Annotated in this window: 8 protein-coding genes, 1 tRNA gene and 1 pseudogene; 3 read left to right on the top strand and 7 right to left on the bottom strand. The window is 43.0% G+C overall.

What is annotated here, in order from left to right; all coding sequences use genetic code 11:
- Positions 1–2: 2 nt before the first annotated feature.
- The 7 genes and pseudogenes from MSKOL_RS02480 to MSKOL_RS02450 all read right to left on the bottom strand — a co-directional run bounded on the left by MSKOL_RS02480 (position 3) and on the right by MSKOL_RS02450 (position 6,782).
- Positions 3–299 (bottom strand): hypothetical protein, encoded by a 297-nt coding sequence (locus MSKOL_RS02480; protein ID WP_048153475.1) that lies wholly within the window; start codon positions 297–299, stop codon positions 3–5.
- A 1-nt stretch (position 300) separates the two neighbouring features.
- The gene (locus MSKOL_RS02475) at positions 301–1,362 is read right to left on the bottom strand and encodes a DMT family transporter (RefSeq protein WP_197078810.1); all 1,062 of its coding nucleotides are present in this window, start codon (positions 1,360–1,362) and stop codon (positions 301–303) included.
- A gap of 446 nt (positions 1,363–1,808) precedes the next feature.
- On the bottom strand, positions 1,809–2,462 hold the full coding sequence (locus MSKOL_RS02470) for a methyltransferase cognate corrinoid protein (protein ID WP_048117652.1): 654 nt from the start codon (positions 2,460–2,462) through the stop codon (positions 1,809–1,811).
- A gap of 30 nt (positions 2,463–2,492) precedes the next feature.
- A pseudogene (mttB, locus tag MSKOL_RS02460) lies at positions 2,493–3,980 on the bottom strand ([trimethylamine--corrinoid protein] Co-methyltransferase).
- 26 nt (positions 3,981–4,006) lie between these two features.
- Entirely contained in the window at positions 4,007–4,648 is a 642-nt protein-coding gene (gene mtbC / locus MSKOL_RS02455) for a dimethylamine corrinoid protein MtbC (RefSeq protein WP_048117644.1), read from the bottom strand.
- A 472-nt stretch (positions 4,649–5,120) separates the two neighbouring features.
- Positions 5,121–5,252, bottom strand: coding sequence for a hypothetical protein (locus MSKOL_RS20855; protein ID WP_231592386.1), 132 nt, complete (start codon positions 5,250–5,252; stop codon positions 5,121–5,123).
- 381 nt (positions 5,253–5,633) lie between these two features.
- Positions 5,634–6,782: a (Fe-S)-binding protein gene (locus tag MSKOL_RS02450; RefSeq protein ID WP_048153471.1), complete on the bottom strand. Its 1,149-nt coding sequence runs from the start codon at positions 6,780–6,782 to the stop codon at positions 5,634–5,636.
- 728 nt (positions 6,783–7,510) lie between these two features.
- Here MSKOL_RS02450 and MSKOL_RS02445 point away from each other — a divergent pair.
- From MSKOL_RS02445 to mutS, 3 genes are all read left to right on the top strand, one after another.
- Positions 7,511–8,074 (top strand): CDP-alcohol phosphatidyltransferase family protein, encoded by a 564-nt coding sequence (locus tag MSKOL_RS02445; protein WP_197078872.1) that lies wholly within the window; start codon positions 7,511–7,513, stop codon positions 8,072–8,074.
- Between the two features lie 192 nt (positions 8,075–8,266).
- Positions 8,267–8,344 (top strand) — tRNA-Pro (locus MSKOL_RS02440).
- A 1,434-nt stretch (positions 8,345–9,778) separates the two neighbouring features.
- The gene (mutS, locus tag MSKOL_RS02435) at positions 9,779–12,481 is read left to right on the top strand and encodes a DNA mismatch repair protein MutS (RefSeq protein WP_048153469.1); all 2,703 of its coding nucleotides are present in this window, start codon (positions 9,779–9,781) and stop codon (positions 12,479–12,481) included.
- Positions 12,482–12,498 lie beyond the last annotated feature (17 nt).

The raw sequence follows: 12,498 nt of genomic DNA, 5'->3' as shown, positions 1-12,498 counted from the left end.
AATCAAACATATCTGAGGCAGGCATCAGAACCTCGAACTCTGCCGAAGTCTGTGATCACGTACCTGTGCAGAAGGAAGCCTTTTTTATAGATTCCCTCTTCGTCGATTTTCTGCTCCACATCCTTCAGCATTCCTCCGGAAGCCAGTTCCAGGATGTCAAAGTTGATGCTGTCCCTATAGAAATCACTCTTCATGCCATATTCTTCCTGGATCTGAGGAACTATCTCATAATTCCAATGTTCTTTTCCATCCAGCAAGATTTCCAGAATCCTGAATTTAATAGGACGATTTCCGCTCATTTCACTCACCTCTCAGAGTTTCAAGTGCACTTGTGTCTTCTGTAAACATAACGAAACTACCAATAACACAGAGAGTGCCTCCGACAAGGATGGTCCACTGTGGGACATCCCCGAAGAAGAGGAAAATGAAAATGATAGCAAATAGCCCGTAGAGGTTTCCTATACCCTGGCCTCTTCCAACCCCGATCAGCGGGAAGGACTTGTACCAGCAGACATAACAGAAACCAAACGTAATCCCTGCAAAGATAAGGACGAGCAGGGTCAGGGGTTCAAAGGCCTGAAGTGCAAAGGAATACATCGGGTAGCCGAAAATTGCGAGTATCGGAACAATAATAACCCACCAGATCAGGTTTTCACCTACGAACCTGAGGGTCAGCCCTACGTCCGGCTCTGAAATGTCAAGTCCCTTACCTGCGATTGCACCTTCAATACCCCAGCCGGCAGCAGCCATCAAGCCACCGAGATATCCGATCCACTGGACGTTTCCTGAAGAAAGCTCGGTCAGAAGCCCGCCACCGAAGATCGTAATGCCCCCTAAAATGATGACTCCTATACCCATTGCCGCTCTTTTAGAGATCTTTTCTCCATACCAGTAGTAAGCAAGAATCGAGCCCACCACAGGGTAAAGAAGAGCTGCAACAGCTGCGAATGCTCCACCAATAAAGCCCATAGCAATGAAAGAACCGAGAATTGCCATCGGCCCTCCAAAGATAGAGGCAAGGAAGAACCACTTGGAACATGGGTGGAATTCCTTAATTGTCCGGACAAGTTCCCCGTATTTGCCAAGCACTCCATTCCAGAGCATAAGCGCCAGCATGACAGTAAGAGCGTTGAAGGCCGTAATAAGAATAGCCGTTACAACAAGAGCTGTGCCGTCACCTCCGGTTTTCGCAACAGTATTATACATTTCATCAAAGGGGTTCAGCACCCACACAACAGTCCCTGGAAGATACCAGATACCCCAGAACACAGCACAGAAAAGGGCCCACATATACCCTTTACTGATTTTTCTTTTGCTTTCCTGTTTTTTTAAAGCTTTTAAATCCACGGAAAATCCCTCCATTTTTCAGAACGCTGTGGAGTTCCCTCAGGACGTAATCTCCAGTCCATCTCCACAACCTGAAAGTGCAGCCCAAAAACTCCTTTTGCGGCTTTCACACCCTGGGAATATGTTTCAAGTTCTTTTTAGATTCAAACTTCTTTTCAACTGCTGTTTTTAGCTGCTTGTTTTTAGCTGCTTTAGCTGCTTGTTTTTAGCTGCTTTCAACTGCTGTTTTTAGCTGCTTTCAACTGCTGTTTTTAGCTGTTTTTGAGACTGCATCTAAGTTTTCCGTTTTTACAATCATTTCAGCCATTTTTGTAATATTCCCTTGAGTGGTATGACTTGCAAGAACTGTTCCAGCTATATCCTGGGATACATTCTCACAAAAATGCACAAAATAGAGTGTTGCAGAAAATGTACGCTTGAATACATTTTCTGCAGTTAAACCGTTTTATAAGGCTGCTTTATCAGACGCTCAGGGCTGCTTTTACTTTGGCAACTGCGTCATTAGCGCTTTCGCCGTAGATATCTGCGCCGATCTTGTCTGCCCAGTCCTGGGTAACAGGAGCGCCACCGACCATAGTCTTTACCTGGTCACGGACACCTGCTTCTTTCAGCTGTTCCTCAATCTGGATCTGGTTGACCATCGTGGTTGTCATAAGTGCGGAGGATGCAACAACCTGGGGTTTGAGTTCTTTCACTTTTTCTACAAAAGTCTTAATTGGGACATCTCTTCCGAGGTCCACTACTTTGAAACCTGCAATGTTAAGCATGGAAGCTACAATGTCCTTTCCGATGGAATGGATGTCGCCTTCAATGGTCCCGATAGCAACGGTTCCGAGGCTCTTGGTCTGAGACTTGCGCCTTTCCATTTCAGGGGTGATAACTTTTATACCGGCATTCATTGCCTCGGCAGCTGCAAGTACGTGGGGCAGGAAAAGTTCACCCTGACCGAATTTTTCTCCTACTTCTTCCATGCCTGCGGTAAAGCCTTTCTCAATAAGCTCTACAGGGTCTACTCCTGCGGCAAGGGCTTCATTTGCCACTTCTTCTGCAAGTTCGTCGTCAAAGTCAGTGATTGCTTCTTTTGCTTTTGCAATGATTTCTTCTTTGTTTGCCATTTTTAGATCTCCTGAATATCTGGATATTAATTACATGCCTCTGAAGGCTTTGTCAGCCTTGTCCACGATTGCCTGCATGTCCTTGAGAATGTCTGCATCGATTGGGGTTACCTGGTGGTTTTTAAGAACGTCCTCTACCTTTTCGTGTGCAACTGTTGCAAGGTCTTTTGAGCCTGCTGCAGCCCAATCTCCAAACATGTGTCTGTCAATGAGCATTGGGTTCGACGGGTAATCCACAAGCTGCCTGGTCTGTTTAAGGGCCAGGAAATTGTTTCCGATGCCTACTTTCTGGATAGATTCAACTGCAAGAGTTTCTTCCGAGACAGGAATTCCCTGCATGGCTTTCTTAACCATACTGAAGATATCATTGTCAATAACAAGCTGTTCCATTGAGAATGTCATTCCGAGCTCAAGCATTCCGGCTCCGTAGATGGTGTTGGCACCAGCAAGGGCAGGCAGAAGGGTGGTCATGGTTTTTTCGTGGCCTGCCTGGTTGTCCGGAACCTTGGAATCAGACTAGGAACCTGCCACATAGGAGGGAAGGCCGTAGAACTGGGCAAGCTTTGCGACTGCAGCACTGATAAGACCGAGTTCAGGAGATCCTACAGGTGCTGTACCTTTCTTGAGGTCGAAGGTGGTTGTGGAACTTCCATACCAGACCTTAGATCCAGGCACTGTCAACTGAGCAAGGACGATTCCTGAAAGAACTTCGGCATTGTGGGTTACAAGAGTGCCTGCAAGATATACAGGAGAAGAACCACCTGACATTGCCATACTCAGGACATTTACAGGAATTCCAAAGCGAGCGCCCTTGATGATGACCTGACAGGCGTTTACACTGAGCTCAAGCGGACTGGTAGGGCAGAGCAGCATGGAGAAAATAGGTTTCTTTCTTGCTTCTTCTTCGTCGCCGCCGTAGTAGGCCTTTACAATGTCCCGGTAGTACTCGACATTTTCGCCAACAGGGTCAATGTGGTGGTAGTGTTTTGCGGTGTTTGCAAGAGGGGTAAGTGTTTCGTGAACATCCTGAGCGCCCTGACCTGCAATGTCCCTTGCAGAGACTGGCAGAGAGAAATAGTCAATGTTTTCTGCCCAGTCACAGAGTTTTGCAATGTCTGCAATGTCTTTTTCGACGGAGTCGACTGTTACATACTTGCCGTCCTGGTATCTGCAGACCTTAACACCGGTACCGAAACAGGTCCAGTGAACTTTGCCACCGCATTCCTGAACGGTATTAAACTTTTTGTCACGGCCCCAGAGTACAAATCTGGATGGGGCTAGCTGAAGAGCTTTTCTTACAAGATATTCAGGGATCTTTACGACGTTGGTCTTTTCGTTAACTTCGCAGCCATTTTCCTTGAAGATCTGCCTTGCCTCTGGATCAGAAACCTGAATTCCTGGTTCCATCAGAACTTCCATGGTTGCATAGTGAATTGCCTTAAGTTCATCATTAGTAAAAAGGTTTAATTCTACGCCATTAAGTGCATTAAATCCAGCAACTGCATTATTTTTTGCCATTTTTATAACCTCCGAATAAGAATGATTTAAGCCAGCAGTTCTTTTGCTTTTGCAACAGCCTCGGTTGCGTTTTCAGCATAGCAGTCTGCACCGATTTTGTCAGCCCAGGCCTGGGTTGCAGGCGCACCGCCTACCATGACTTTTACTTTGTCTCTGAGCCCTTCTTCTTTGAGGAGCTCAATTACACCTTTCTGTCCCTGGAGAGTTGTGGTCATAAGGGCGGAAATTCCAATCATATTGGCATTGACTTCCTTTGCCTTCTCAATAAAGTTCCTGATTGGAACATCACGACCGATGTCATGGACTTCAAAGCCGGCAGATTGAAGCATTGTGGACACGATTGCCTTTCCGATATCATGAACATCACCTTCAACGGTACCGTTCACAATAACACCGAGCTTTGAGCCGGAAGCTCCTTCAGGCATAAGATCCTTAAGCGCTGCAACTCCTGCAGTCATCGCATCGGCAGCCATCATTACGTGTGGCAGAAACAGTTTTCCTCTCTCGAAACGGACACCAACCTCGTTCATGCCTGCTGCAAGCCCTTTATCAATTATTTCAGAAGGTTCCAGTTCTCCTTTCGCTTTTTCAACTACAGCGAGTACTGTATCCTTCTTGCAGGAAATTATAGCATCTGCAAGTTCCTGAAGCAATTCTTCTTTGCTAATGTTGCATCCTCCGTTTTAGTTTTAGAACTATAGAGACTTCTATCCTGCAATTATCACGATTATTCGTGAACATCCAGGCTGTAAGCTCATGCTTCTGGATGAAGCGATGAATGTACAGGAAGAAACTCACGATCACCATGGGTGGGAAGCCATGATCACCTCAAGCGAGACAATGAAACCATGAAGAGTTCATGATTACGCTGATTGGGGTTCATGAGTGTTTTAGCAGATGGGGTGTTTTTCGTGCCATTTTAATCCCGTCTGATAACTCATCTCTCAGATGTCTCCAATACTTTGTTGGTTATTCGCATATATATATTTTTCTAAAAATTCTGTAGTGAATTCAGGGGTAGTATTTATAGTTTTTGGTTTTTTGAGTTTTATTTGTATATTGAGGAAGAAAATAAAATTCATATATCAAAAAATATAAATATTAAATATTCAAAATGGATTTTTAGAAAGTTTTTTCTGGTTAAGACTTCCAGTAGCATTCTGGGGAGTCTGCCTTCAGGTTGCGCCCCAAAAGCAAAATTTTGTTGCCCATGGTCGAAAAAGCCGGGATAAGATTTTGCATTGTAGTGGATTTTCCAACCACCTTTTCCATAGATTGCCAGATGTCTCAGCTTTTTACCTTTTTCTCTATTTGCGTCCTTTCAAACCATGAAACCGGCAACCGTTGTACTATGTAATAATATATATATCTTATTACTACTTAAAAAAGTATGTTACCCATAGTTACCTTTATTTGAAAGCTTCGGGAAAAAATTCGTAAAGGGAACGGATTAGTAAAATAGGCCCTTAATTGCAAAGCTGAAATAAACTACAGAAAGAGCCTTTCATGAGCCACGAGACCTTTTATCATGTAATCGTAGCGAGTTACAGATCCTGCTAGTTACACATCTATCCTGTATGTTGCAAATAACGAAGTTTCTTTTGACAAAAAAAGTAATGAAAACAAAAAGGATATGAGGATTACAAGGTAAGATTACAAGCCCTCGGATTCTCCATATCCCGAAATGCAGAGCCTATAAGCCCTGTTGACGAGTTCCAGCATTCTGGAATCTTCCCTCTCGATTTTTATTCCGCAGGCGAGGGACAGGTATTCGGCAAGGTCAAAAACTTTTATTTTTTCGTCCTGCCCGGCTTCAATAAGATTCTGCATACAGCCCCCGCAGTTAGTGATAATTATATCACAGCCCAGTTTTTCGGCAGCTCTGTAGCGGTCAGAGGCCACATCCAGGGACTCAGATGGGTAATTGACCCTTACTCCACCTCCAAAGCCACAGCAAGCCGAGTTTTTAGGAGTTCCATTGGCAAGCTCGGTGCCCGGAATTTGCTCAAGCACGTCTCTTGCTTCTTGATATACTCCCATTGACCTGGTCAGATGACAGGGGTCATGATAAAAGACTTTATGCTTGAGCACAGCCTCAGGAGTGAGTTTTCCTTCCTTTATAAGAAGCTCAAGGTACTGGGAAACGTGCAACACCTGAAAATCAAGTTTCCCAAAAATTCGAGGGTAGATATCTTTAAATGCCTTAAAACAGCCAGGACAGGCTGTAATAAGAGTTTTAGCCCCCCTTTTTCGGATTTCTTCAATATTTCGCTGTCCGTTCCTGTGGATAGGCCCTGGATCTCCAGCACCCGCAGATACGGCTCCGCAGCAGTATTCGACCCCACTCAGGACAGTGTAATCGACTGCTGCTTTATCCAACAGTGCAATTGCAGACTGTGCCATGATTTTGTTGATATATGTTCCTGCGCAGCCAGGAAAATAAACTACTGAACCTGAACTTTCTTTGTACGCAGGAGTTTCGTCCAGCTCGGCAATCTTCTTAAAAAGATTATTCTCAGCTTCAGGGTCTACCATTGTCTGCCTGTCGGTAAGGCCATGTTCACGGACCCACTTTTGCCTTGCAGGAGAAATAAGTGTTTTTATTCCCAGCCCCACGGGACATGCATTTGTACAGAGCCCACAGGTCAGGCAGCGCAGCAGAGAGCCGGCATCAATTTCCGAATTTCCTTCCAGATATCCGTACAACCGGTTAAACAAACCCAGGTCATTGTAGCGAGGGCAAACCTTAAGGCATTGTCCACATTCTTTACACTCTGATCTGTGCTTTTCTACGATTTCCATTTTTTAACTCCATATCATTTTAAATTCATGCGACTTATTCGTTTTTTAACAGGTGTTTTTTAACAGGTATTTTTAACAGGTATTTTTAACAGGTATTTTTAACAGGTATTTTTAACAGGTATTTTTAACAGGTATTTTTAACAGGTATTTTTAACAGGTATTTTTAACAGGTATTTTTAACAGGTATTTTTAACAGGTATTTTTAACAGGTATTTTTAACAGGTATTTTTAACAGGTATTTTTAACAGGTATTTTTAATAGGGATCAATAAATCTTCCTTTTTGACAGGAAATCCTTAAAAGTTCCCCCTTGATGTGAATTTTTATAAGTTCGTTCTTGATGAGAAGCCACTCAGAAGCCATAAAAGTCATGAAAATCACTTATAAATTACTGATATATCATAAAACTACTCAGAAGTCACTGTCAAGTTAGTAACTAACTAAAAAATACTTTAAAATCACCAGAAAATCTTTAAAAACTTCCTTTTTGACAAAAACTCTTTTATTGTCCCTGCCTACATTCTGTCTGGAGAAACATCCCAAAACTTCAGGAAGCCCTTAATAACAGATTAAAAGTATGGGCAGGTTTTTTTCCAAAAAAGATAAGCTAATGTTCAACCATACTATCATCTATATGTAGCTATACACGCAGCCAGTAAATGGAAGGGGTTAAATATCTTCGACGAACTCAAAAACAGCGCAAGAAAGCTGATAATTCCCATTGCCCGCCTGATTCCCTTATCTCCGAATACCCTCACGTTGCTGGGTTTCGCCGTAAGCATCGCTGCAGGGGCAGCATTTGCGCTGGGAAAACCTTTTGCAGGCGGTCTTCTTATTCTTTTTAGCGGGGTCTTTGATATCCTTGACGGAGGAGTTGCAAGGGCAAAAGACCGGATGACGCCTTTTGGAGGTGTGCTCGATTCGGTTTGCGACCGGTACTCTGATGGTCTAATGTTTCTCGGAATAATCGCAGGCGCGGTTAATGGCAAGCTTGTCCTTTCCCCGATTGTGCAAATCGAAGGCTGGCTCTGGGCAGGCTTTGCCCTGATAGGCTCCTTCCTGGTAAGCTACACTCGCGCCCGTGCGGAATCCGCAGGCTGCCGGAAACTGTCAGTCGGAATTGCCGAACGTACGGAAAGAATGGTTCTCCTGGCCCTGGGCGGAATTTCAGGTTTTCTAAGCTGGGCTCTGGTACTTGTAGCTGTGTTTTCCCACATCACTATTATCCAGCGAGTCCTTCGGGCAAAAAGCATATTGAGTACGCCTTCCGAAGCTGATCTCCAAAAACCGTAATAGTTCCGATCCTGCTAAGAAATCCAGATAAGGATGACGTCTATGATTAATGAACTACTGTATAAAATATAATATAAAGAATTGCCCTACTCTCTTCTACCGATACTCATTTATACTACATATTTGATTACAATAGTTGACGATGGTAAACAAAAAGGAGATTTGCCATTGAGAAAGTACAATCTGCTCTGCGGGGCCGTAGGGTAGCCTGGTCCATCCTGCAAGACTGGGGGTCTTGCGACCTGAGTCCAAATCTCAGCGGCCCCACCAAAATTTAATTTATATGCTAATTTTGATAGACTTTAAACGTTGTTGCATCTATCTCTAGGGCTTTACTTGTTTTTGTTTTCTGGTTCAATTTAGATTCTCTCGTCGTTTTTTCATTGTATTAGAACAGAAATAATCTATTGTATTTTGTACGTTTGGTTTCTACTTGTTATATATAATATTAAATTATCAGGTTAAAGAAAAAATAATAATCTGCTTGTATATATTGGATATCTAGTCGATAAAAAATTATATATGCTTATACTTCCAATATACAATTATACGACTTATATACTCAGAGTTAAAATTGGTAAAGTCGTCCTGAGTCGTTGATGGAAAAACTGTGTCAAAAAAATTACGATACGTAAAAGTTTTCGCTGGGTGTCGGGGTATTTTTACTAGCGGGTTCGGTATCGTTATAAATCAAAATTGTTTATAGAGATTACAAAGGGAAGTGATATACAGTTATATAAAATTCGATTTTGTTTAATATGTGAAAGTTTGCACCTGGAAAATCACCTAGATTACTATCTTAAACTTCAACCTTTTTAGGCACATATATGCCATGCTGTATCTCTGTGAGATCAGACGATTGCAATTTAATAATATTGCTGTTGTCTGATACTTAAATTTAAGCGCATGTATCGATACCAAGCGATATTTATGCGCTTAAAAACGCGGAATTTTTACTATGATTTTATGTCAGTAATTATAGGCCCCCAACTTCTGGAAAAGCCTTTGATGAAAATGTTTCAACGCTTCGCTCTTTGAGTTATTTTCCTCTTGTTAATCCTTTACTTTTTTCTTCCAGATCTGGACAGGCGTGTCCTAGAAATCTTTGAAGAGTCACGAAATCACGAAACGATATATGCAAAAATATATTAGTTTCATTGGAATTTCATTGTCTCATTTACTTTCATTGTCTCATTTGCATTCATTGTCCCATTCACTTTCATTGGCCCATTTACTTTCATTCACCATCGCTTACCTTATTACTTTGACTCATTCTTTCACGTCTGTAATTTTCCCGTATTTTCTCGATCATTTCCTCATTAGCTTCAATAACAAAAGCACCTATATACCCACATTCCTTGCAGTGGTAAACCGAACCTGCATACCCGCCAACTTCATAATATAAATCTGCGTTTCCGCAGACAGGACAAACTTCTATAAGTTTTTCCTGGCCCAGACCAATTCCTCCTTTAAAATGGCTTTCAATATCGAATTGTTAAATATATATAAGAAGGATGATTTTAATAAAGATGTTGTATCTACTAATCAATATCTAAAGTTATTAGCCAGTATTTAGAGAATCCTGATATAGACATTACCCAGTATCTGAGGAATCCTGAAAAACCCGGAATTTCCAATAAAAATCTCAATTTTATTTTCTCAATTGTATTAACAGAACAATTCAAGGCCTACAGTGAGTAAAAAATGACTGAAATGATGACCCCTGCAATGCGCCAGTACTACGAAGCCAAGCAGGCATATCCTGACACACTTATCTTCTTCCGTATGGGAGACTTTTATGAATCCTTTGGGGAAGACGCAAAAACTATTGCAAAAGAACTGGAGATCACGCTTACAGCCCGTGGCAAAGACAAATCAGGAGAGAGAATGCCGCTTGCAGGAATACCCTACCATGCAATTGACACTTACCTGCCGAGGCTCATAAATAAAGGGTATAAAGTGGCAATTTGCGAACAGCTTGAAGACCCGAAAAAGGCGAAGGGAATTGTAAAGCGAGGGGTTGTAAGGGTAGTCACACCCGGAACAGCGATTGATTCGTCCATGTTTTCAGATGCCTCAAACAATTACCTCATGGCAGTCGCTGGGCGAGAAATCGGAAACTCCGGAAAGAATGCCGAAACCGAATTTGAAATTGGAGTGTCGTTTCTCGATATTTCCACAGGTGAATTCCTTACAACGCAGTTCAGAGACTCGGAAAATTTTGAAAAGCTTCTAAGCGAGCTTGCTCGCATGCGGCCGTCCGAATGCATTCTGCCTTCATCCCTGTATAGAAATCCAGACCTTACTGAACGGCTGAGAGCCCAAACTATTGTGCAGGAATTTGCCCCCGATATTTCAGGAGCAAAGGAAGCCGGAGAAAAATTGAAAATCCATTTTAGAGTTGCAACTCTTGAAGGCATGGGTTGTGAGAACCTGGATTTTGCAGTGTACTCGGCGTGGGCTGCCCTGGAATATGCACAGACTACGCAGCTGCGGGAACTTACCCATATCAATACTCTGAGAACCTATTCAAATTCCGAATTTATGATCCTTGATTCCGTAACCCTGCGGAATCTCGAAATTGTTAAAAACGTGCGAGATGAAGGAGACGAAAATTCCCTATACCGCATTCTGAATAGCACGAAAACGCCGATGGGAAGCCGTACCCTGAAAAAATGGCTTTTGAAACCCCTACTTTCCGTAGAAAAAATCAACCATCGTCTAGATGCTGTTGAAGAACTGACAGCAAAGCCTCTGCTCCGCTACGATCTCCGGAACTGGCTTTCAGATGTCAGGGATATAGAACGCCTCGTAGGCAGGGTAGTATATGGGAACTCAAACGCAAGGGACCTTGTAGCCCTGAAAAAATCCCTTGAAGCTCTGCCTCCTGTCCGGGATTCCCTTATAGAAAACATTGAATCCACAATTTTAAATGATATTGCAGTAGGGCTTGCATCGTTTTCCGAGCTTGAAAACCTGGCTGAAATGATAGATAGAGCAATAGTTGACGAGCCGCCGATCTCAGTTCGGGAAGGAGGCATGATAAAGTCAGAATATAGTGCAGAACTCGCTGAACTCAAGGATATTGCGAGCAACAGCAAGCAGTGGATTGCAAATTTTCAGCAGAAGGAAAGAGAAAGAAGTGGCATAAAGTCCCTGAAAGTGGGATATAATAAGGTTTTTGGGTATTATATAGAGGTAACCAATGCCAACAGTAGCCAGGTTCCTGACGATTATATCAGAAAACAAACCATGTCAAATGCCGAGCGCTTTTTTACCCCTGAACTCAAGGAAAAAGAGAGCCTTATCCTGACAGCCAATGAAAAAGCTATAGCTCTCGAGTATGAAATCTTTACAGAAATTGTGCGGACACTTTCAACCCATTCAAGAGAACTTCAGGAAACAGCCGAAAGAATAGGCACGCTTGATGTCCTTGCAGATCTCGCTGAAATCGCAGAAAATAACAATTATATCAGGCCCCAGCTTACGGATGACTGCAAGATTCTTATCCGGGATGGAAGGCATCCGGTAGTTGAAAACACCGTACATGGCGGCTTTGTCCCGAACGATACAGAAATTGACTGCAAGGAAAACCAGTTTTTGCTGGTAACAGGACCGAATATGGCAGGCAAGTCCACTTACATGCGCCAGACTGCGCTTATAGCTATTATGGCTCAGGTCGGTTCTTTTGTTCCTGCATTCTATGCTTCAATAGGGATTATTGACCAGGTCTTTACAAGAATTGGGGCATTTGACGACCTCGCAAGTGGACAGAGCACCTTTATGGTAGAAATGGTTGAGCTTGCAAATATCCTGAATAATGCAAGCCCAAGAAGCCTTGTACTTCTTGATGAGATCGGCAGGGGAACGAGTACCTATGATGGGTATAGCATTGCAAAAGCTGTTGTGGAATTCCTGCATAACAGAGGAAAAGTAGGAGTAAGGGCTCTATTTGCAACTCATTACCACCAGCTCACAGCCCTTGAAGAGAAATTAAAAAGGGTCAAAAATTATCATGTTGCAGTAAAAGAAGAAGGTCATGAGTTAGTTTTCCTGCGAAAGATCGTGCCGGGTGCAACAGACAGGAGTTATGGAATCCAGGTTGCAAGACTTGCAGGCGTCCCGGAAAAGGTAATAGAAAGGGCAAATGAAATTCTTAAAGAACTCGAAAGAGAGAACGTGCTCGAAGAGGTTGAAGACGGCAAGAACGGAAAAAAGAGAAAAAGCAAGGCTACAGCGCGTTATACCCAGATGATGCTTTTTGACCCTGGAGACAGCGGCGGAAATGCAGCAAAGGTAGACAGGCCCAGCCCTGTAGAAACAGCTCTTAGAAAACTGAATGTGGAAGAAATGACGCCAATAGAAGCCCTGAACAAGCTTCATGAGCTCAAAAGGCTGCTGGATTGACTGGGCTAAGGGTCGAT

It is taken from the genome of Methanosarcina sp. Kolksee, from assembly GCF_000969945.1.
Taxonomy (GTDB): Archaea; Halobacteriota; Methanosarcinia; order Methanosarcinales; family Methanosarcinaceae; genus Methanosarcina; species Methanosarcina vacuolata.
This window is presented reverse-complemented; position numbering and strand designations above follow the sequence as displayed.

Coding starts and splice junctions, on each gene's coding strand:
- MSKOL_RS02480 (WP_048153475.1), bottom strand. CDS start 299: ATGAGCGGAAATCGTCCTATTAAATTCAGGATTCTGGAAATCTTGCTG.
- MSKOL_RS02475 (WP_197078810.1), bottom strand. CDS start 1,362: ATGGAGGGATTTTCCGTGGATTTAAAAGCTTTAAAAAAACAGGAAAGC.
- MSKOL_RS02470 (WP_048117652.1), bottom strand. CDS start 2,462: ATGGCAAACAAAGAAGAAATCATTGCAAAAGCAAAAGAAGCAATCACT.
- MSKOL_RS20855 (WP_231592386.1), bottom strand. CDS start 5,252: ATGGAAAAGGTGGTTGGAAAATCCACTACAATGCAAAATCTTATCCCG.
- MSKOL_RS02450 (WP_048153471.1), bottom strand. CDS start 6,782: ATGGAAATCGTAGAAAAGCACAGATCAGAGTGTAAAGAATGTGGACAA.
- mutS (WP_048153469.1), top strand. CDS start 9,779: ATGACTGAAATGATGACCCCTGCAATGCGCCAGTACTACGAAGCCAAG.